The sequence below is a fragment of the Paenibacillus tianjinensis genome, from assembly GCF_017086365.1.
GTDB classification, from domain to species: Bacteria; Bacillota; Bacilli; order Paenibacillales; family Paenibacillaceae; genus Paenibacillus_AQ; species Paenibacillus_AQ tianjinensis.
In genome coordinates this window covers 4,109,456-4,129,984 of sequence record NZ_CP070969.1, presented here as the reverse complement: position 1 = coordinate 4,129,984, position 20,529 = coordinate 4,109,456, and the positions used below count along the sequence as shown (strand labels likewise).

The window sequence follows — 20,529 nt, the reverse complement described above, 5'->3', positions numbered from 1 at the left end:
ATTCGATTTGAAGAGGATTTTCGGCGTAGAGAATCAATAGTATTGGAATGTCTAATGATTAACAGTACACTATAGATATCATGACTCTGGGGATGTTCCCCGGGGTTTTATTTTTAATCACGGAATGGTTCGAACAGTTTGTAACCTTTCACTCCCGAGAGGGCACTTATGATTAAGAACATGTGAAAAGAGGTCCGGGATGGTAACGCGGCTGGTTGAGGAAGTACAAAAAGGGGATACGGAGGCGTTTGAACAGCTGATGGCGCATTTCCGCGGGATGGCGTTTGCGGTGTCCTATGACATGCTGAGGGATGTCCATCTGGCGGAAGATGCTGTGCAGGAGGCGTTCATCGAAGCTTATATCAATATTGGTAAGCTGCAGCAGCCCTCTGCATTTCCTGGCTGGTTTAAGACGATAGTCGTGAGACAATGCCAGCGGCTGCTGCGGCGGAAGCGGCAGGCTATGCTTCCCTTGGCGGATGCCATGCACATTTCTCAGGAGTCTACGGGTGTTGCAGATATCGCTGAGCGGAGGGAAGGTGCACAGGTGCTGCAGCAGTCGGTGTCAAGCTTAAGCGATAAGCTGCGGGTGCCGCTGCAATTGTTCTATTTCTACGGCTATTCGCTGCAGGAAATCTCCGATTATCTGAACATTCCGGTGTCAGTGCTGAAAAAACGGCTGTTTGACGGACGGCGTAAGCTGAGAGGCGCACTCCCTGTCATCGACCTTGCTTCCATGTTCAACAACCTATATGAAGGAGGCAGGAATATGCTGCATATCGTAAATGGGGATTCCGTCGGCAATATGCTGAAACAGGGCATCGTTTCGGGGGAAGTGTTGGTGTGGAGAGAAGTATATTCGGCGGGGCCGAATTTTGTGAACCCTGCCGGTGAGGTGGAGCGTATGATGCGCGCACGATCGCTCGAACAGTCGATGGGCATTCCGGCAGCGGAATATCTGGCAGGCTGTGCGGAGCAGGAAGAGAAGCTGCGGGAGGTTAACCGCTATGATGAAGTGGTGCTGTGGTTCGAGCATGATTTGTTTGATCAGAGCATGCTGGCTTACCTGCTGCACTATATCAAGGGGCAAAAGCTGGGCAGCACCAGGCTTAGTCTGCTCTGCATCGGGGAGTTTCCCGGCATTGAGCTGTTTCATGGTCTGGGCCAGCTGACTTCGGATCAGCTGAAGACCTTGTCCGGGACCTGGCGGAGCATCGGGCAGAAGGAAGTGGAACTGGGCAGTGAACTGTGGCAGGCCTATGCAAGTCCCGATCCGATGCAGATGGCTAATCTGCTTGCGCTTCGGAGACAAGAACTGGAGTCGTCTGCGCTGCCTCTTGCCTATGCTGCGTTTCAGGCTCACTTGTCACGTCTGCCTTCTGTAGACAATGGCCTTGGAATCGTAGAACAAACGACGCTTGAAGCTGTGCGCGGGGGAGCAGATACTCCATTGAAGCTATTCCGGCAAGTAACCGACTCGCTGCATGTGCTTGGCATGGGCGATCTCGAATACTGGCTGTATCTCCGGGGATTGGTGCAAGGGACACAGCCGCTGTTGATGATCGATGGTGCGGAAGCTGTAGACCATTTCGATTTTCGCCGGGTCCCGGATTTTCTGAACCGAAAGGTGACAATGACTGCACTTGGCGAGCAGATACTGGATGGAGCAGCGGACCGGGTGGCGGTTCAAGGCCTTGATGTGTGGTACGGCGGGCTGCATCTGGAGGGACACTCTGTACCCTGGCGCTGGGACAGCTCAGCACGAATGCCGGTCAGATTGTAATTTCAAGTGATATAATATAGGTTCTGATACACAGTGATGAACGGTCAGGGAGGGGACAACCATCAGAACTTTAGTGATCAGTGACATCCACGGATGTTACCGGGAATTCAACGCGCTTTTGCGCAAAGTGAACTATATTCCGGATCAGGACAAACTCATACTCATCGGCGATTATGTGGATCGGGGACCAAACAGCAAAGCAATTGTAGAGCAGGTCATGTCCCTCCAAGCGGAATGTGGCGCTGTTGTGCTGAAGGGCAATCATGACAAAATGGCCTGTGACGCGCTGCTCAGCGATGATGAAGATAAACTGGATATTCACTGGCTGAATAACGGCGGATTTCATACTCTCATGAGCTACGCTTCAGCCAACGCAGATTTTGTGCAGAAGGATCTGGGCTGGGAAGAATACATCAGGATTAAACATTGGATCAGGCAGGATTACAGGCACCACTTAGATTTCCTGAGCGCATTGCCGCTCTATTATGAGACGGAGGACCACCTGTTTGTACACGCGGGAATTGACCCGGCACTGGCGGACTGGAAGACGCAGAAGGATTATGATTTTATCTGGATCAGAGAACCGTTCTACAATCATCCGGTACGGAATACTTCCAAAACAGTAGTGTTCGGCCACACCTCAACCTTTGAATTCCAGGATAATCCCGGCATCTGGTTCAGCCCGCTTGGTGATAAGATCGGCATTGACGGCGGCTGCGCCTACGGCGAGCAGATGAACTGCCTGGAGATAGGCGATGGAGGGTATAAGACCTATTATGTGCGGCTGGGTGAGAGTGAGTGAACCCCTTCACCAGCCCAGCTCCAGCCCCCGGATCTCCTGCTCCCACAGCCCTTGCAGTTTCTTCACCTGCTCCTTAGGCATCGCCCCATCACTTGCTGCGATATTCTCGGCCAGTTGAGCGCTGTTTCTGACCCCTGGGATTACGGTCGTCACTTCCGGGTAGGCAAGAATGAATCTCAGCGCCGCCATCGTCATTGTTGTCTCTTCATTGGTGATGAACTGGATCTGCTCCAGCAGGGCTGCCCGCTTGCGGATAATTTCCGGTGACCAGCGGCTGCGGACTCCCGAAAAAGTGCTCTGACTGTTGTATTTGCCGGAGAGCCAGCCGGAATCCAGCGGGACTTTGATGATAAGGGCGATATTGTTCTCCTGGGCAAGCTTGAAGGCTTCGGCCGTTTCCTGATAAAAAATATTAAACATGACTTCCATTACGCCGATGTTGGTATGTTTGATGACCTCCAGCATCTCCGGGGCAGAATCGACCGAAACGCCGTAAGTAAGGATTTTACCGGCAGCCTTGAGTTTTTCCAGTTCTTCATAGTGCCCGTATTTTCCGTCCAGTATCTCGAACGGCGGATTATGAATCAGCACGGAATCCACATAGTCGGTCTGCAGACGCTTCAGGCTGCCTTCAACGGACCGGATAATCTGATCTGCATTATAATTCGTACGGCCGTCCACCGCATGGCCGAATTTCGTGTTTAAGACAGCGCTGCTGCGTTTACCGGCCAGGGCTTTACCGAGCAGCTCTTCGCTTGTACCCAGGCCATAATTGGGAGCGGTGTCAAAAAAGTTCATCCCCCGCTCAAGCGCCTCATGGACCAGCTCAATGGCTGCAGTCTCAGACATCGCCTCCCAATCCTGACTGTTGCCGAGCTGCCATGCACCGAAGCCGATCTCGGATACGGATTTCCCTGTACTGCCGTACTGCCTTTTATTCATTAATCATCCGCTCCCCGTTAGACTGTTTGCTTGCTCAACTGCTCATAATCTCCTTTGGTCATTCCGTAAAAGACGACATCCTCGTATTGGCCCCATTTAAGGATGTGTTGTTTAAATTCCCCTTCGAGCACCATGCCGGTTTTTTTCATTACGTTCCAGGAAGCCTGGTTTTTGGACAATGCCGCTGACCAGATTTTATTTAAATGCAGTTCCTCGAATCCGTACCGGACCAGGCGCTGTGCCGCTTCAGAAGCATACCCATGTCCCCAGTAAGGTTGTCCGATCCAGTAGCCAAGCTCTCCGTGATTATGCGGCCGGGTAATATGGAGGCTCATGCAGCCGATCAGCTGGTTGCTGTCCTTAGCTACCATCGCCCAAGGATAACCGTCACCCTCATCTTTTCTGCCAATGCACGCGTTCAGCCACTGCTCTGCCGCTTCGAGCGTGTAAGGATGGGGGATAGATAAGGTTGTTCTCGCCACCGCAATATCACCGGCTAATTCCTGCACAGTGCGGGCATCTGTTAATTGAAACGGTCGTAATCGTAATCTTTCAGTTTCGAATACAGGTTGCATGTTTAGTCCTCCGCTTTTATCGTCTTTTCAGTAGATTATATTACATTACTTGGATATTGCAAGAACCTAAAGGATCTAGGCAGTCGATCATCATTAGAAGCAGTTTACAGCGCCAGAAGTGCATTAATTCGTTTAGCTATCCCTTACAATATTCGACATTCTTCTTCATCGGATAATGGTAGTTGTATTATTATTCGTATTTGGCGGCATGGGGCAAATCTATAAATTGAAGAATGACGAGTATTCATACAATAAACTGAACGGCCGGGAAGAATATGATGAATACACAAGATAAATCATTACATATATTCGGCGGACCCTGCAGAATATTTAAATCAGATGACCGTAAACATCAACGGTACTTCTCTATTTAATTAGAGAGTACCGCTTTTTTGTGTGAATACAGTTTCGGTAACGAGGAGGCAACAGGGTTTCTTGTGCTTCCCGCGCAGATTTGTCCATTGCCAAACCGTACCATTCTCATTTACAATATTACAATGATAATGAGAATCAATTTCAAGTAAAATCCGGAGGGAACAATATGAGTGATCAACTGGAATTATACGATGTGACGATTATTGGCGGGGGTCCCGCAGGTATGTATATAGCATTTTATAGCGGCATGAGAGACTTGAAAACGAAGCTGATTGAAGCAAAGGATGAGCTGGGCGGAAGAATGCTGATTTATCCCGAGAAGATGATCTGGGACGTAGGTGGAATTACACCGACCCTCTGTGGTCAATTAATCAAGCAGCTGGAGCAGCAGGCCCGCACCTTTGATCCGACGATAGTACTGGGGCAGCAGATTACCCGGCAGGAGCGCCAGGAGGACGGGACGTATATTTTGACATCGTCCACCGGGGAACGACACTGGACCCGGACCGTCATTCTGGCGATTGGCTATGGCATCCTGCAGATGGCCAAGCTGGAGATCGAGGGAGCGGACCGTTACGAGGTGACAAACCTGCACTATACCGTGCAGGAGCTGGAGCCGTTCCGCGGCAAGCATGTATTGATCTCCGGCGGAGGCGATTCGGCAGTGGACTGGGCGAATGAGCTGGAGGGAGTTGCCGCCAGTGTCACTATTGTGCACCGTAGAGAGCAGTTCGGCGGACATGAGAAGAATATTGCCCGCATGAAGGCTTCCTCGGTTGAGGTGCGTGTGCCGTATTCGGTGAGCCAGCTGCACAGTAATAACGGAGAGACCATTGACCAGGTAACCATCAGCCATGTTGAATCGGGGGAAACAGAGCAGTTTGCAGTCGATGCAGTGATTGTAAACCATGGCCTGAAAAGTGACTTCGGTCCGCTGCGCGAATGGGGACTTGATATGGGTGACTGGTGTGCTAATGTCAGCGAAAGACTGGAAACGAATCTGCCGGGCATTTTTGCCGCCGGAGACTTCGTCGATTACAGCAGCAAGGTCCGGCTGATCGCCGGCACATTTACCGATGCGGTTCTGGCACTCAACAGCGCCAAGCTGTACATGGATCCTGATGCGCCGAAGGCGGCGTATGTGTCCTCGCATAATGACCGGTTCAAAGAGAAGAATAAGGCCCTCGGCGTAACCGACGAGCACTAATCGTTATTCTGCCGCACTATAGCACTCAATTACCCTCAGGATATTTAAGGGCTGCCGCTTGTAGATTCTCTACAAACCGGCAGTCTTTTTTCATATCTCCTCACGTATCCCAAATTCCATAAGCTGCATAAAAAAAGTTTCACGGGCGAATAGTAATAGGGGAGGTGCTGAGGATGCCTAAACAGACTAAAGAATCCAAAACAGCAGAGATGGCTAATGGCAAAGAGCAAAGTCCGCCGATCTTTGAGAATATCGAGGAGAACCTCAACCAAATCCAGAGCAAACTTGGAAACAGTCCTGATCTGATCATACGGTATTATGAATCACTGGATCACGCAAACTATGCGGCTGCTGTTTATATTAACGGTCTAATCGATATGGAGCGGGTAGAGGACTATATTACACATGCCCTATCCTTTGACTCCTTGCAGGAAAAGGCAGAATCTGCGGCAACTGCGCTGGAACGGTTTTCTTTTGCGAAGGGGAAGGCATTAAGTATCGGTAAAGAAAAGATAGTTGAAGACCAGAATAGTCTCCTGGAGGGGCTCTTGTCCGGTGATACGATGATTCTTTTCCAAGGCCTCACCAAAGCAATCAGTGTCAGTACCAGCGGTGGTGAAGGAAGAGCGGTTACCGAAGCGACAACTCAAGTGAACATCCGCGGTCCCAAGGACAGCTTTACAGAATCACTAAGCACGAATCTGTCCCTGGTGCGGAAGCGGATTAAAAACCCTAATTTGTGGATCGAAACGTTAACAATCGGTGCCGTAACTAAAACGGATGTGTCGATTGTGCATATTCACGGTTTAGCCAATGAAGCAATGCTTCAGGAATTCAGAAAGAAGCTGTCTGAGATTCATGTGGACTCTATTCTGGAATCGGGGTATATTGAGCAGCTGATTGAAGAGAACAAGTACTCACCATTTCCGACGATATTTAATACTGAGCGGCCGGACAGTGTAGCAGGAAACCTGCTGGAGGGGAGAATCGCGCTTTTTGTCGATGGAACTCCATTTGTCCTAATCACACCAGCCACCTTTTTTATGTTTTTTCATACCGTTGAGGACTACTATCAGCGCTATGATGTGTCCTCACTGATCAGGTTGCTCAGATTTATGTGCCTGATCGTTTCGCTGTTTGGTCCGGCTATATTTGTCGCAGCGCTGAATTTCCACCAGGAGATGATACCCACCCCTCTGCTGATCAACTTAGCCTCACAGCGGGAAGGAGTCCCGTTTCCGGTGGTGATCGAGGTGCTTCTGCTGGAGGTCACTTTTGAAATTATCCGCGAAGCCGGGATCCGCATGCCATCCCCGATCGGGCAGACGGTTTCGATTATCGGCGGGCTTGTGTTGGGGCAGGCTGCCGTTCAGGCCGGTATTGTATCACCTGCGATGGTAATTGTCGTTTCGCTGACAGGGATCTCAAGCTTTGCGACTCCAGCTTTTAATATGGCGCTGTCTATACGTTTGCTTCGGTTCGTCATCACCTTTGTGTCGGCATATATGGGACTGTACGGTATTGCGATTGTCGGGCTGATTCTGATTGCCCATCTGTGCAGCCTGCGTTCTTTAGGGGTACCCTATATGTCTCCGGTAGCCCCTTTTGCAGCAGGGGACCAGAAGGATATCTTTTTACGAGCCCCTCTGCATTTCATGAAAATCCGCCGGCGCTTGTTGAATCCCAAGAGCTCTGTTCCAGGAACAACTACTCAGATCCGTAAGGATAACCCTCATGAGAACTAAGCTGCTTGGTCTGCTTGCCCTATATTTAGGCGTTTCAGTCCTGCTGACCGGCTGCTGGAATAGCAGAGAACTGAATGACCTGGCGATCGTGAGCGGGATCGGAATGGATAAACTGGATGATGAGGAAGGGTACCGTGTAACTTTTCAAATTATCAACCCGTCATCATCGGCTCCGACTACTGGTGCTGCCAGCAATCGGCCACCGGTCATGGTTGTTACCGAAAAGGATACGACGGTTTTTGGCGCTCTGCGCAAAGCCTCCAGACGGACGACCCGGCAGCTGTTTTTTGCCCATACCCAGCTGTTGATTATCGGTGAGCCGCTTGCGCGAAGCGGGGTTGACCATATATTTGATATTTTTGAACGTTCCCATGAGCTGCGGTTGAATACAACTGTACTGATCGCCAAAAATTCAGATGCTTCTTCAGTGCTTAAATTGTTAACTGCCTTAGAGAGCCTGCCTTCTACGGGTTTAGTCAAGAAAACGCAGAATACGGCCAGAGTGTGGGGGGAGAACCGCAAGATTGGCGTTTTTGAGATCATTAACGGAATTACAAGTGAAGGTGATTTTACCATCAATGGAATTCAGATTATAGGCAATGCAGAAGAAGGCATGAAGAAAAGCAGCCTGGAACAAACGGAGCCGTTGGCCGGTTCCTATATGAGCGGACTCGGTGTTTTTAAGAAGGGCAAGCTGATCAGCTGGCTGAACGGGCCGGAGTCCAGAGGCACTCAGTGGCTGCTTAATAAACTTGAAGAAACCAATGTGAACATTGATGCCTCGGATCGAAAAGAGGATATTTCTGTAAATATATTTTATTCCAAGACTGCTGTAAAGGTAGATCTACGGGAGGGGAAGCCGGTTTTTCATATCCATATCCGTGAAGAAGGAAGCATCAATGAAGCCGATAGTTTCGTGGATTTTAGCAAGGAGGAGGAGCTGGGGAAGCTGAAAAAAGAGCTTGCGGAGCAAACCGCTTCCGAGGTGAAGATGGCTTTGAAGGCTGCGCAAGAGAAGAAGGCAGATATCTTTAACTTTGGGAATGAACTGAAGCGCACACATCCGGAATTATGGAAGACTGTGAATAAAGAATGGGATTCCGTTTTTGCCGAAGGAGAGCTGGATCTCCAAGTGGATGCTTATATCCGCGGTACAGGGATGAGACTCAAGCCTTACATACCTGCGGAAAAAAGAGAATGAACGTCTAGTGAGGAATAGGGGGTGCCGTTTCATGCGAAAAGAAGTCATCGGTCCATTTCAACTGTTTGCCATGATTGTACTGTTCGAGCTGGGAACGGCGGTTGTTGTTCCAATTGGTCTGGAGAGCGGACATGCGGTATGGATCTCGATTCTGCTGGCTCTGCCGGGCGGCATCCTGTTATATTTGGTTTTTGCTGATTTGTACCGGCAATTCCCTGATCTGGTGATCAGCGGCTATACCCGAAAGATTTTGGGGAGATGGATCGGCTGGCCGCTTAGTCTGCTATACTTGCCGGTCCTCATGTATAACGGTTCCCGAAATCTGCGGGAGGCAGGTGATTTGCTGATTTCTTCAACTTACGATAGAACACCTATCTTTATAATCAACTCCATAATGGTCATTGCCGTAATGTATATCCTGTATAAGGGGATAGAAGTCTTCTCCAGAACAGCAGAGATCTATTTCTGGCTGATTGTCATTATGGGGCTGGTCTCAAATTTTGTTGTGATTATTTCCGGGCTGGTCCAGTTAAAGAATCTCTTTCCTGTACACCCGGGGGAGTGGCTGGAGGCACTGGGCTCCGCCTATCCCAGCATCTGGATTTTTCCGTATGGTGAACTGGTCTGCTTCACTGCCATCCTGCCTCACTTCAATACCAGAAACAAGGTTAAGAAAACAGGCATAGGCGCTATGGCCTTAAGCGCTTTTCTGCTCAGCTTTACCCATGCGGTTGAAATGTCTGTGCTTGGTACGGATATTTACAGCCGGACTACCTTCCCGATGTTTACCACCATCACACTGGTCAATGTGGCTAACTTCATTCAGCGGCTCGATGCCATTGTGATCCTGACGCTGATTATTGGCGTCTTTTTTAAAATGTCAATCTACTGTTATGCGGCGGTATCGATTGCAGCGGATTTGTTCAACGTTAAGGAACCACGCAAGCTGATGTTCCCTGTTGGAGTTGTAGTGCTGTTCAGCTCATTTGTCAGTGCGGAGAATTACCCGATGCATATGAAGGACGGGGTAACTTTTCTGAAGTATATCCTGCCTTTTATGTGTGCCGTTATTCCCATTCTATTATTTCTGGTGCACCGCTTCCGGCGCAGGTTCGGGTTGTACAAATAAGGTTACTTCCGGGGGGATTTGCTCTGTTTGAATTTGTCGGCAACGGTCACGATAACGGGCAGGGCTGCGAAAAGAACCATGAAGCAGGACTCCTGGAATGTGGTTGTGTCAAACACGACACGGAGCGAATGTAACGAACTGGGCAGACTGGTTCCGGATAGAAGGTCTACAAAGACAATCATCCCCAGGTTTAAGCAAGCGAGTATAAGATAGATCCCGGTCATTTTCATAAAAAAGTCCTCCTCATCAATCAGAAATGAGTCTTCAGCAAATAAACTAAAGATATTATCTCCAGTAAATAGGGAGGGTAATCATAAATCCCAAGCTGCAGATAAAAAAACGGTGCCCACTATCCCTGCGAATCCGCTGTAGGCTTATTGACGGTATTCCGGCAGATGGGTAGAGTTTATAATGATTCATGAACAGGGTATTATTGTTGTAGAGGGGAGGGGCAGTCCGTGACGACCTGGAATTTGCAAGGAACGGTGAATCATCTGCTTATCTGCGGCGGCAGCAGCTGCAGGAAGCATAAAGGCGAAGAGGTAGCTGAAGCGATAGAGGGTGAAATTGAGAAGCAGGGGGCCGGGAGACTGATTCATACGACAGTAACCCGCTGCAACGGAAGATGCTCGGATTCCTGCGTGGTGATCTCCTATCCGGAGGGCGTGTGGTATAAAGAGATCACTCCGAAATTGGGCAAGGCACTGGTACGCAGGCTGCTCGAAGGGGAGCGGCTTGAGGACAACGTCGTTTATACTTATGAGGGCCAATTCCTTGCTGCTGCCGAGAGAGGCACAAAAGGCAAGAAGAAAAAATAAGCCTTTTACTGCAGAGACTTCAGCAGATACCGTCAACTATTCCGGCGGTATCTTATTTGCATTTAGCTGAGAATTCACAGAATGCACGCAATGTCATAAAACGTCCAATTAAAACTATTGCAGCATCGGAAAAACGGCTGATATAATATACACAACTTTTAATAAATTTTAAATGGATAAAAATGTTAAGATGTATTTTGTTCCGGTGCTCACCGAAGATGTAAATCACGGCATGTCAGGAAAGGCGGCGTAAGATGCATAAGTCTGAACTGCTCAAGATCATTGCTTCGATGAAAAAAGCGGATGAACGGCTATACTATCCGGATGGAGACCAGGCCGCATTCTGGAGGAAAGTCCGCGAATCCCCCATGTATAGGGACGAGATTGCAGAGCTGCGCGCAGCAGGGCAGGCTCACCGGAATACTCCCATTCCGGAACTGACGTATTCGCTGTTCACCAGTTTTGCCAAGACCGGATCAAGGCAGGATTATGAGCGGGTCTATTTTCAGCGGCGGCAAATATTGAACACGGCTGTATTATTGTCTTTACTGGAGCCTGAACAGGAGGAGCATCTCAAGCTTGTATGTGAAATTCTCTGGTCGGTCTGCGGAGAATATACCTGGTGTCTGCCGGCACATTTGAGCGAAACGGGTGTAATGGAAACGATCGACTTATTCTGTGCGGAGACCGGGTTTGCACTCAGTGAGATCCGTTTTCTGCTGGGAGACCGCCTGCCTGCGCTGTTGCAGGCAAGAGTTAAAGATGAAGTATATATGAGGCTGATCGCTCTATACCTTACCTCCGGCCCCTATCAATGGGAGACTGTATCACAACACGGATCCGCAGTCTGTGCAGGCTCAATCGGTGCTGCAGCTTTGCTGCTAGTGAAAGATAAGGAAACGCTAACGGATATTCTTATTAAAGTGGAGTCCGTCCTGGAATGTTACTTGCAGGGCTTTAGCGATGACGGAGCTTGTCTTGAGGGACCGGGTTCCAGGAATTATGACTTTGGTTATTTTGTCTATTATGCGGATCTTCTCCGGCGGCGGAGCAGGGGGATGCTGGATTGGTTTCAGCTGAATAAGCTAAGCAGTATGGCTAAGTTGCAGCAAGAATGGATTCTTGGCGGGAGGAGTGCACCTCATGATCACTACAGCTGCTGGGCTCCGGCGCTGCGTAATCTGATCTGGCGGCGGGAGGAAGAAGAAATGCAGGTATGGGCAACATTGAGCCAGTACCTCCCGGATGTGCATCATCTTCTATAATAAGTTATTAAACAGCTTCTTCTGTGTATGATCGCAGGAGGGGCTGTTTATTTTTACCAGAATGAAGATTATGATAGTAAGAAAAGGTTATGGGGAGGGGTTCTAATGCTTCAGAGTTTTGCTGCCGGGGATGCAGTGCTGCATAGCGCGGAATTTATGAAAAACGAGGTACAGCATAGTCTGATTCACAACATTGTTGACTACCCGGACGCGCTTAAATTGGCAACTCCCGACAGGCGTTTGCTGTTCGTTCAGTCCAAAGGGTATAGTCCCTGGTTATGGGTTTCAGCTGAGCTTGAGCCGGCGCAGCGTATCAGGCGGATAGAACAACTGATAGAGAGCCTGCAGGAGCTGCCGGACAGTGATTTTTCGGGAATCACTGCAGAGCCGAATACGGCCAGAATCTTTGCGGGGGCGTATTGCGCACTCCGCGGGAAGCTTTATTATACCTATATGCTGCTGGAATCTTATCAATGTACTGAGGTAAGGAAGCCAAGCGGTGTAGAAGGAACTTTGGTGCAGGCCGCGACCAGCCATATCCCGGTTATCGCAGAGTTTACAGCAGGATTTGCCCGGGATGCTTTTGGAACGTCACAGCCGGTAGAACACTATCTGCCACATGCTGATGCAGCGGTCCGTACCGGAAATCTGTATCTCTGGATGGTGGGCGGTTCCCCTGTAGCCATGGCAAAGACCGCTCACCGCAGCGCCAGGCTCTGCAGAATTAATGATGTATACACCTCCCGTGAGTTCCGTAAACAGGGATATGCCAGCAGCCTTGTAGCTGAGCTATGCGAACAGGTTCTGGCGGAAGGCTTAACCCCGGTATTGTTTGCCGACGGCAAGAACCCGGATTCGAACAGGGTCTACCAGTCAATCGGTTTTGTGGAGGCCGGCAAAATTGCTGAAATCAAATTTGAATGAGTGATTTTTCAGGAATTCATCGGGAAAAATGGCCCTCTGGAAATTTGACTTGCAGCCCTTGCGTTGACTATGCTATTACCAAGTGCAATTTATCACACTTTTAGAAAAGGGTTCGTTGTCAGGGGGGAGCGTTGTCATGGAGAGGCTGCAGGTCTGGCCGGAACGGTTTAAGAAGTTTTTTTTGAATAATAAATTTGTCGTATCTCTGTTGATTATTCTGCTGATAGGCGTCAATATTCTGGTGTTCTCCAAGGTGCCTTTTATTTTCAAGCCGATATCGGTTCTGCTCCATACGGTGGCTGCACCGCTGCTGCTGTCCGGGATCGCCTATTATCTGCTGAATCCGCTGGTAGACCGCCTGGAGAAACGGAGCAAGGTAAAAAGGGCGTATGGCATTGTAATCCTCTACCTGATTATTGCGGGAATTGTCACGCTCATTCTGCTGACAGTGATCCCGATCATCCGCACCCAGCTGATTGGCCTGATTGATAATTTCCCGAAATACAGCGATCAGATCCAGCAGGAATTCATTGATCTGACCGGAAGCGAGCTGTTCGGGCGGATTCAGGAGAATGTAGGCGTGGGCACCGATGTGGGCGATTTAACGAGCAAGGTGACGACCTGGGCCACAGCTTTTCTCAATAATGCAGTGAACGGGGTCGGGAATTTCGTAGGTGCATTGACGGAGATTATTCTGGCTGTGGTAACCACACCTTTTATTCTGTTCTACCTGCTCCGCGATGGCAAACGCCTGCCTGACTATCTGATGCGTTTCATCCCGAACGGCCTGCAGCCGCAGTCCCGTATGGTGATGAAGGAAATGAACAGCCAGGTGGCTTCGTATATCCGTGGTCAGATTATTGTCAGCTGTTGTATCGGTGCACTGCTCTATATCGGTTATCTGATTATCGGCCTGGAGTATTCGCTGGTACTGGCGATTGTGGCTGCATGTACGGCGGTAGTGCCCTATCTGGGCCCCGCGATTGCCATCACGCCTGCGTTGATTGTTGCGCTGGTAACATCGCCATTTATGCTGCTGAAGATGGTCTTTGTCTGGACCGCTGTCCAGCTGATTGAAGGCAAGTTTATCTCCCCGCAGATTATGGGTAAATCGCTTAAGGTGCATCCGATTACAATCATTTTTGTAATTATTTTCGCCGGTAAAATGTTCGGCGTGCTCGGCATCATCCTGGCTGTTCCGGGTTATGCGGTGTTCAAAGTAATTGTGACCCACCTCTTTCAGTGGTTCCGGTTCCGCTCCGGACTATATCAAGAGATAGAAGAAGACAAGGAAAACAGCACGAAAGGATGATCCAAAATGACAAAACCCGTTGCGGACACTTTATATGGAAAACTGCAGGGAACACAAAGCGGCGGAGTGAACGTCTGGCGCGGAATTCCTTTTGCTGCTCCACCTGTGGGGAACCTGCGCTTCCGCGCTCCGCAGCCGCCGGAGCCATGGGAATCCATCCGGGAGGCGCTGGAATTCGGACCAGTCGCCCATCAGCCTGCCAGCTCCAGCAGCATCCGCTTTGGCGGGACGCAGCCGGTCTATTCGGAGGATTGCCTGTATCTGAATGTCTGGGCACCGGCGGAAGTGACAGAAGCTTTGCCGGTTATGGTCTGGATTCACGGCGGCACCTTTATCACAGGGGCTGGCAGCCAGCCGATGTTCGAAGGGGCAAACATGGCCAGCGCCGGCAAAGTCATCGTAGTTACGATAAATTACCGGCTGGGGCCCTTCGGGTTTTTGCATCTGTCGCCGTTCGGCCGGTATGATTCCAATCTCGGCCTGCTGGATCAGATTGCTGCACTGAAATGGGTGCAGGACAACATTGCCGCATTCGGAGGCGATCCCCGGCGTGTTACCGTCTTCGGTGAATCGGCAGGCAGTATGAGCATTGCCGCCCTGCTCGCGATGCCTGCCGCCAAAGGGCTGTTTGCCGGGGCTATTATGCAGAGCGGTGCGGCGCAGACCCTGAAGCCGCAGCAGAGTGCTGAGATTGCCGGGGCTTTGGTGGCGGAGCTCGGGCTAACTCCCGGTGGTGACCTGTCGCTGCTAAATACGGCTCCGGCTGAGGATATTCTGGCCGCCGCTGCCCGGATGGCCTATAAGCTGGCCGGCGATTCGCTAAGCATGTTCTTCCAGCCAGCCATCGATCCGGAGACACTGCCGGTAGAGCCGTCCCAGGCAGTAGCGGAGGGAGCGGCCAGCGGCATTCGCCTGCTGATCGGAACAAATCTGCATGAAGGCAACCTATTCTTCCGGGGAGACCGTGAGGGAGCAAGCTTTGATCAGTCACTCCAGGCACTGGAAATGCTGATGGGCGCCAGCAATCTGGCGGAGCTTGCCAGCCATTATCCTAAGAACTGGGAGGGCCAGGCAGCCCTTTTGACCGACCTGTATTTCTGGGACAACTCTATTGCCTTCGCCGAGCAGCAATTGCCGCATGCTCCTGTCTGGATGTACCGGTTCGACTGGACGATCCCCGGCCATCCGGTACTGGATAAGGCTATCCATGGCGCGGAAATCTATTATGTCTTTAATACGATAGAGCTGCTGCATCAGTACGGCTTGTCCGTCAGCCCGGAGATGGCAGCGATCTCGGAGCAGATGCTCGGGGCATGGACCGCTTTTGCCCACAAGGGCAGCCCTGAAGTCCCCGGCTTAACCTGGCCGAGTTACGTGCCGGGCGAACGTGCGACCCTGATCTTTGATCAGGAGACCCGTGTGCAGGTTGACCCGGACCGGGAGAAGCGCAAACGGCTGCTATCTGCGCAAGCTAAGACTCCGCAAGCCGCTCCGGTGAATGGAACCCAGCCTCAATAGTATAGAGCGTTCAGCATAAGTTTCACTTCAGAAGAGGCTGTCCCATAAGTAGATTTTTTCGAGTAGAGACAGACCTTTTTCATTATTCAAAACCGAAAAACGTCAACAATGTAGCGATTCTCCTGTTATTGGAGGATCGCTGCTCTGCGTTTTTGGTCGTTTGCAGCTTGCTTCAGTAGATTGTGGGCAAGGGAAAGCCATCCGACTTCAAGCGTCACTTTTTCCATGCCGCGAAGCAGAAACCGCCGGAAACCCCGGTTGTTCTTTAGTTGTCCAAATACACTTTCTGGTTCTGTCATTCGACGTACAGCCAAAGTGAAGCCTTCCTCGCTTTGCAAAATTGCCCGAGCTTGTTTCTGGTACCGCAGTCGTTCCAGACTGACAACCACTTCCCGATTTCCTTCGGCTTTCGTACATCTTTCCTTCAGTGGACAGCCCACGCAGCTCTGGCTACGGTAATGACGTTTTCGGATTTCATATCCACTCTCTAACGTTTCCTTGCTTTCTTTGCGAAAATGCAGCGTTTGTCCGGCGGGGCATGTCCATGTATCCACGGCTTCGTCGTACGTCCAGTTCTCAATCTTTCCGATATCCTCTTTCCACGCTTTGCTCTTTTCTTTGTGGTAGCTGCCGTATTTGACCACGGCCTTCACGTGTTCGTTTTCCAAATAGGCATAATTTTCTTCACTGCCGTAGCCGGCATCCGCGATCACCGCCCTCGGAAGTCTCCCTAGGATCTGCCGCACCTTTTCTAAGTGCGGCTGTAAACAACGCGTATCCGTCGGTCTTTGGTGTAGACTGTACGCCAAAATAAACTGGTTTTCGGTGCCGATCTGTACATTGTAGCCGGGTTTGAGTTGACCGTTTCGCATGTGATCTTCCTTCATCCGCATGAAGGTGGCATCCGGGTCCGTCTTACTAAAGCTGTTTCGGTCCCCGAGCAGGTTTTGGTATTGCTCATATTTCAGCAGTCTCGGAAACAGATCCTTACGGAGCCTCCGAACCGCTTTTTTCAATGGCTTGTTCTTGGGCTTCTTCAGCAGTTGCGACTCTAACGACTGGGTCATTTGTTCAAGTTTCTCACTGTCGATCTCGGCGGACTCGCCAAGTTCGCTCAGATCCTGGCCGCGGTGTTCCTGTTCTTCTTGTTTCTCTGCAGCCTCAATGTCGGCAAACAATGCATGTACCTTTTCTTGCAGCTTGGCTTTATGCTTACTAACGGCTTTACCCCACACGAAGGTATAGCGATTCGCATTTGCCTCTATTTTTGTGCCATCTACAAAATAATGCTCGAAGGAGATGTATTTCTCGTCCGCCAGAAACTGAAGCACGGCGGTAAATACCATTTCTAGGACGTCCTTCATCCGCTGAGAACGAAAGCGGTTGAGCGTGCGGAAATCCGGGCGTTGTCGTCCCGCTAGCCACATGAAGGGAATGTTTTCTCGGACCGCTTTGGCGATTTGCCGGGAGGAATAAATGCGCTGCGTATACGCATAGATAATGACTTTGGTGAGCATTTTAGGGTGGTAGCTGTCACGGCCGCCACCGGGATAGGCAGCGTCAAAGATGGTGTCGTCTAGCCGATTGACGGCTGCGTTAACGACACGAACGAGGTGATTTTCGGGAATATCTTCTTCCAGATCCATTGGCAAGCAAAGTTGGTCCATGGTATATTGAATGTACAAAAGAAACCTCTCCTTTGAAATGGTTGTGTGGTAACTCCATTTTACCAAAGGATGGTTTCTTTTTTGTGCGATTTTTAAAGATTGTAGATCCATTTCCCGCTTAAACAGCGGAGAGGACGGAACGATTGTGGAAAAGCGGCAGCGGTCGCCTTGGTCTCCGGATTTTCACCGCTAAGGGGAATGAAAAAAATCTGGAGAGCACAGCGATTGGAACAACGGTCCGTTCGCGGAGCGTCCACCCAAGTGCTCACGTTGATCCTACTTAAAAAAACAGGGGCTATCCCAAGCAGCCATTTCATGGCTTTTGGGACAGCCCCTTTTGCATTCACAGCAGCCATTCAGTCAATGGGCACGTAACCGGTTTTGGACACCAGCTCCTGACCTTCCGGTGATACAATCCAGTCCAGAAACGGCTGGACGTTAGGATTCGGGGTACCGGCTGTTACGGCATAGAAGGACACGGAATATGGATATGCGCCGCTCTTGATGCTGTCTTTGTTCGGCTCGGTGCCGTCAATGGCCAGAAGCTTGATATCATCGCTCCGGTTCATTTCCGAGGCGTAGTAGAGGAAGCTGAAGCCGATGGCATTCTTGTAGTTACGGTAATCAGATGTCTGGCTGATAATGCCGCTCATCAGATCCATAACATCCTCATGTGGTGCGGTCATCAGTGTGCGGTCTTTCATGATTTTCTGCAGCATCGACTGGCTGCCGCTGTTCTCCTCACGCTGAAAGGCTCTGATCCGGTCATTTCTGCCGCCGGCATCCTTCCAGTTGGTGAGCTCCCCGGAGTAGATCTCCTTGATCTGCTCAGTGGTCAGCCCGTTCACCGGATTACGCTTATTGACAAAAAAGACAAAGGCTTCGCGGCCGATGGGGGTCAGCACGAGCTCCCTGCCGGCCAGCTTAGCCTCTTTTTGCTGGGAAAGCGAAGGGGCAGCGGCGAAAATAATGTCAGTCTCCCCGGAAATCAGTCGCTGATATGCGTAAGAGGTGGAGGAGCATACCACAATCTGATTGTTAAAATTGTGCAGATCATAGCTGCCTTTGGGGTAAACGGCCTGAACAAATGCAGAATACAGTGGGTAAAGCGCAGTTGCTCCGTCAAGACGGGGCAGCTTATCTTTTATCTGATAGGAAGCCGGCTGCCCGAGCACAGAAACTTTGGATCCCGGTTGGAAGGGCTGGTATTGTTCCAGAGATATCTCTTTCTCGCTCACTTCGGCGAGGCTGTTCACATAGGCCTTGTTCAGCTCATAACCGCCGGTTGCGAGCAGACACAAGCCGGCGAAGCAGGCAAAAGCAATCCTTCGGATGCGAGGGGTGAACCAGTCGAAGATAGAGCATACGCTATAAACGGCGAGTACAATAGCAACAATAACGGCGAGTGGGGCATAGAACCTAAACCCGCCCAGCAGTGCAATGAAGAAATAAGCAATAAATGCGGCAATAGCAATAGGGGCAACGGCTACAATTGAAAGTACTAAGCTTAACCAAAATGGTCTTTTCACAGCGGCCCTCTTTCTGTATTCAATAATATGGATAAATAAGCTATTTTTATTATATCTTAATGAATTCATATTTTCTTCCATTTTTAGAGCTGAAAATGATAGGAGAATGCTTTATTCAATGAAAAAAATGCATTTTTTTCATGAAAGGGCTGGACGAAACCGCAGAACGGAGTTATCCTGAGATTGTGAAAAAAATAACGGAATACAAGATTCTCGGGGTAAGGTGAAATTCCTGACCGGCGGTGATGTTCAAAGCGAACTAAGCCCGCGACTCACTTCTGCTGCCTGCAGCGGAAATGACTGATCTGGTGACAATCCAGAGCCGACGGTAAAGTCCGGATGGGAGAGGATCATAAGATAAGGGCGACAGGTGTATTCCTGATGTCTTTATTGAAAATGGCCCCCGATAATTGCCCCTTTAACAGGGCAGATCGAGGGCTTTTGGTCTCTTATCGAGGGTTTGTATCGACAAGGAGAATGGAATTATGAGTAATGTTACAGCTTCAACAACAGGTATGCGCACTGCGCCGATCCGCAGCGGTTTCTGGCTGGTAGTCCTGGGAGCGGCGTTATGGGGCGTCGATCCGCTGTTCCGCATTATCCTGCTTAAATCATTGACCTCTTCGCAGATCGTACTGCTGGAGCATGTGGTGCTCTTTTTGGCAGCTGCACCGGTACTTTGGCGCCATCGCGCTGAACTCAAAAAGATCCGGCTGCGTCAGGCTGGAGCCCTGATGGTTGTATCCTGGGGAGGCTCTGCTGTCGCTACCATCCTGTTCACCAAAGCCCTTTCCAGCGGAGATTTGAATGCAGTACTGCTGCTGCAGAAGCTACAGCCGATATTCGCTATCGGGCTGGCTGCAATGATTCTGAAAGAACGTCTGCCGAGAAACTTCGGACCGCTTATCGTGCTGGCATTGGCGGGCACCTATCTGCTGACCTTTGGCTGGACCGTACCTTTCGGACATGTCAACAGCTTTATCAGCGTCGGCAGTCTGATGGCGATGGGGGCAGCTGCATTATGGGGCGGCTCTACCGTGATGGGACGTTATCTGCTTGGCTCGATGAGTTATGAGACAGTAACTTCCCTGCGCTTCATTCTTGCATTGCCGCTTCTGTTCACCATCACTTCACTGGAGGGTGCTCCTTGGCAGGTGAACGGCGGATGGGGGACTACTTCGGCCATTGCCATCAACCTGCTATTGCAGGCGCTGTTGCCCGGACTGCTCAGTATGCTGCTGTACTACAAAGGACTAAATACTACCAAAGCTTCTTTTGCAACGCTGGCTGAGCTCAGCTTTCCGATGACCGGGATTCTGATCAACTGGATTGTCTACCATCAGCTTGTGACCCTGCCGCAGCTCGTCGGCTTTGCCCTGATCTGGACAGCATTGTTCTTTATTTCGAATCAGCAGAGCAAGCAGGCTCAGGCAGTGCTGAAGTAAGAGCTTATTAAGACGCCTGAGGGGAGTGACCCCAGGGCTTTGTGCTGGAAGAGGATGTCTCTAAGCGGCCGTTACGGCTGTGGAGGCATCCTCTTTTTTTATATGTGTCATGAAGTTCATCTGAAAAAGCTGCAAAAACTGCTGAAATGTTGCGGAAGTATTGTATGCTGGCTTTTATGAAGCGTTTACAATTGTAATGGAGAAGTATGCTTACGGGCAGGGCCGTCCTGCGGGAGTTCCAGTATTTGCCCTTGTCTCCCCGGATAAACTTTGTACAATAAGAGCTACGACA

General features: G+C 50.2%; 17 protein-coding genes and 1 riboswitch. Of the genes, 12 read left to right on the top strand and 5 right to left on the bottom strand.

Annotated elements, in window-relative coordinates; translation table 11 throughout:
- Positions 1–199 precede the first annotated feature (199 nt).
- Both JRJ22_RS18895 and JRJ22_RS18890 read left to right on the top strand, forming a co-directional pair.
- Positions 200–1,783: a sigma-70 family RNA polymerase sigma factor gene (locus JRJ22_RS18895; protein WP_206100972.1), complete on the top strand. Its 1,584-nt coding sequence runs from the start codon at positions 200–202 to the stop codon at positions 1,781–1,783.
- 73 nt (positions 1,784–1,856) lie between these two features.
- Complete coding sequence (locus tag JRJ22_RS18890; protein ID WP_232380890.1) at positions 1,857–2,585, top strand: metallophosphoesterase family protein; 729 nt, start codon at positions 1,857–1,859, stop codon at positions 2,583–2,585.
- A 6-nt stretch (positions 2,586–2,591) separates the two neighbouring features.
- On the opposite strand, the gene JRJ22_RS18885 is transcribed toward JRJ22_RS18890, so the two are convergent.
- Positions 2,592–3,527, bottom strand: coding sequence for an aldo/keto reductase (locus JRJ22_RS18885; RefSeq protein ID WP_206100971.1), 936 nt, complete (start codon positions 3,525–3,527; stop codon positions 2,592–2,594).
- A gap of 17 nt (positions 3,528–3,544) precedes the next feature.
- Entirely contained in the window at positions 3,545–4,102 is a 558-nt protein-coding gene (locus JRJ22_RS18880) for a GNAT family N-acetyltransferase (RefSeq protein WP_206100970.1), read from the bottom strand.
- 541 nt (positions 4,103–4,643) lie between these two features.
- Between JRJ22_RS18880 and JRJ22_RS18875 the strand changes: the two genes are divergently transcribed.
- The 4 genes from JRJ22_RS18875 to JRJ22_RS18860 all read left to right on the top strand — a co-directional run bounded on the left by JRJ22_RS18875 (position 4,644) and on the right by JRJ22_RS18860 (position 9,759).
- Positions 4,644–5,684, top strand: a complete 1,041-nt coding sequence (locus tag JRJ22_RS18875) for an NAD(P)/FAD-dependent oxidoreductase (RefSeq protein WP_206100969.1) — start codon at positions 4,644–4,646, stop codon at positions 5,682–5,684.
- Between the two features lie 173 nt (positions 5,685–5,857).
- Entirely contained in the window at positions 5,858–7,429 is a 1,572-nt protein-coding gene (locus JRJ22_RS18870) for a spore germination protein (protein ID WP_206100968.1), read from the top strand.
- Positions 7,419–8,630 carry a Ger(x)C family spore germination protein gene (locus JRJ22_RS18865; protein ID WP_206100967.1) on the top strand — a complete coding sequence of 404 codons (1,212 nt, stop codon included), beginning with the start codon at positions 7,419–7,421 and terminating at the stop codon, positions 8,628–8,630. The genes JRJ22_RS18870 and JRJ22_RS18865 overlap by 11 nt, the downstream gene beginning before the upstream one ends.
- 31 nt (positions 8,631–8,661) lie before the next feature.
- On the top strand, positions 8,662–9,759 hold the full coding sequence (locus JRJ22_RS18860; protein WP_206100966.1) for a GerAB/ArcD/ProY family transporter: 1,098 nt from the start codon (positions 8,662–8,664) through the stop codon (positions 9,757–9,759).
- Between the two features lie 2 nt (positions 9,760–9,761).
- Here the strand turns inward: JRJ22_RS18860 and JRJ22_RS18855 are convergent, their stop codons facing one another.
- Positions 9,762–9,989, bottom strand: coding sequence for a YczF family membrane protein (locus JRJ22_RS18855; protein ID WP_206100965.1), 228 nt, complete (start codon positions 9,987–9,989; stop codon positions 9,762–9,764).
- A 228-nt stretch (positions 9,990–10,217) separates the two neighbouring features.
- On the opposite strand from JRJ22_RS18855, the gene JRJ22_RS18850 reads away from it, so the two are divergent.
- From JRJ22_RS18850 to JRJ22_RS18830, 5 genes are all read left to right on the top strand, one after another.
- The gene (locus JRJ22_RS18850) at positions 10,218–10,577 is read left to right on the top strand and encodes a (2Fe-2S) ferredoxin domain-containing protein (protein WP_206100964.1); all 360 of its coding nucleotides are present in this window, start codon (positions 10,218–10,220) and stop codon (positions 10,575–10,577) included.
- Positions 10,578–10,831: 254 nt separating this feature from the next.
- Positions 10,832–11,842 carry a hypothetical protein gene (locus JRJ22_RS18845; protein ID WP_206100963.1) on the top strand — a complete coding sequence of 337 codons (1,011 nt, stop codon included), beginning with the start codon at positions 10,832–10,834 and terminating at the stop codon, positions 11,840–11,842.
- Positions 11,843–11,947: 105 nt separating this feature from the next.
- On the top strand, positions 11,948–12,766 hold the full coding sequence (locus JRJ22_RS18840) for a GNAT family N-acetyltransferase (protein ID WP_206100962.1): 819 nt from the start codon (positions 11,948–11,950) through the stop codon (positions 12,764–12,766).
- 136 nt (positions 12,767–12,902) lie between these two features.
- A complete protein-coding gene (locus JRJ22_RS18835; protein WP_206100961.1) occupies positions 12,903–14,078 on the top strand; it encodes an AI-2E family transporter in 1,176 nt (391 codons plus the stop codon).
- A gap of 6 nt (positions 14,079–14,084) precedes the next feature.
- A complete protein-coding gene (locus JRJ22_RS18830; RefSeq protein WP_206100960.1) occupies positions 14,085–15,596 on the top strand; it encodes a carboxylesterase/lipase family protein in 1,512 nt (503 codons plus the stop codon).
- Between the two features lie 125 nt (positions 15,597–15,721).
- Here the strand turns inward: JRJ22_RS18830 and JRJ22_RS18825 are convergent, their stop codons facing one another.
- On the bottom strand, positions 15,722–17,281 hold the full coding sequence (locus JRJ22_RS18825; protein ID WP_206100959.1) for an IS1182 family transposase: 1,560 nt from the start codon (positions 17,279–17,281) through the stop codon (positions 15,722–15,724).
- A 338-nt stretch (positions 17,282–17,619) separates the two neighbouring features.
- A complete protein-coding gene (locus JRJ22_RS18820; protein WP_206100958.1) occupies positions 17,620–18,792 on the bottom strand; it encodes a PstS family phosphate ABC transporter substrate-binding protein in 1,173 nt (390 codons plus the stop codon).
- 205 nt (positions 18,793–18,997) lie between these two features.
- A riboswitch (FMN riboswitch) is annotated at positions 18,998–19,147 on the top strand.
- Positions 19,148–19,277: 130 nt separating this feature from the next.
- Between JRJ22_RS18820 and JRJ22_RS18815 the strand changes: the two genes are divergently transcribed.
- Positions 19,278–20,237 (top strand): DMT family transporter, encoded by a 960-nt coding sequence (locus JRJ22_RS18815; protein WP_206100957.1) that lies wholly within the window; start codon positions 19,278–19,280, stop codon positions 20,235–20,237.
- Positions 20,238–20,529 lie beyond the last annotated feature (292 nt).

Excerpts from the sequence above, each read along its gene's own strand:
- JRJ22_RS18815 (WP_206100957.1), top strand. The coding sequence starts at position 19,278 with ATGAGTAATGTTACAGCTTCAACAACAGGTATGCGCACTGCGCCGATC.
- JRJ22_RS18855 (WP_206100965.1), bottom strand. The coding sequence starts at position 9,989 with ATGAAAATGACCGGGATCTATCTTATACTCGCTTGCTTAAACCTGGGG.
- JRJ22_RS18830 (WP_206100960.1), top strand. The coding sequence starts at position 14,085 with ATGACAAAACCCGTTGCGGACACTTTATATGGAAAACTGCAGGGAACA.
- JRJ22_RS18870 (WP_206100968.1), top strand. The coding sequence starts at position 5,858 with ATGCCTAAACAGACTAAAGAATCCAAAACAGCAGAGATGGCTAATGGC.
- JRJ22_RS18875 (WP_206100969.1), top strand. The coding sequence starts at position 4,644 with ATGAGTGATCAACTGGAATTATACGATGTGACGATTATTGGCGGGGGT.
- JRJ22_RS18835 (WP_206100961.1), top strand. The coding sequence starts at position 12,903 with ATGGAGAGGCTGCAGGTCTGGCCGGAACGGTTTAAGAAGTTTTTTTTG.
- JRJ22_RS18845 (WP_206100963.1), top strand. The coding sequence starts at position 10,832 with ATGCATAAGTCTGAACTGCTCAAGATCATTGCTTCGATGAAAAAAGCG.
- JRJ22_RS18865 (WP_206100967.1), top strand. The coding sequence starts at position 7,419 with ATGAGAACTAAGCTGCTTGGTCTGCTTGCCCTATATTTAGGCGTTTCA.
- JRJ22_RS18885 (WP_206100971.1), bottom strand. The coding sequence starts at position 3,527 with ATGAATAAAAGGCAGTACGGCAGTACAGGGAAATCCGTATCCGAGATC.
- JRJ22_RS18895 (WP_206100972.1), top strand. The coding sequence starts at position 200 with ATGGTAACGCGGCTGGTTGAGGAAGTACAAAAAGGGGATACGGAGGCG.
- JRJ22_RS18880 (WP_206100970.1), bottom strand. The coding sequence starts at position 4,102 with ATGCAACCTGTATTCGAAACTGAAAGATTACGATTACGACCGTTTCAA.
- JRJ22_RS18840 (WP_206100962.1), top strand. The coding sequence starts at position 11,948 with ATGCTTCAGAGTTTTGCTGCCGGGGATGCAGTGCTGCATAGCGCGGAA.
- JRJ22_RS18860 (WP_206100966.1), top strand. The coding sequence starts at position 8,662 with ATGCGAAAAGAAGTCATCGGTCCATTTCAACTGTTTGCCATGATTGTA.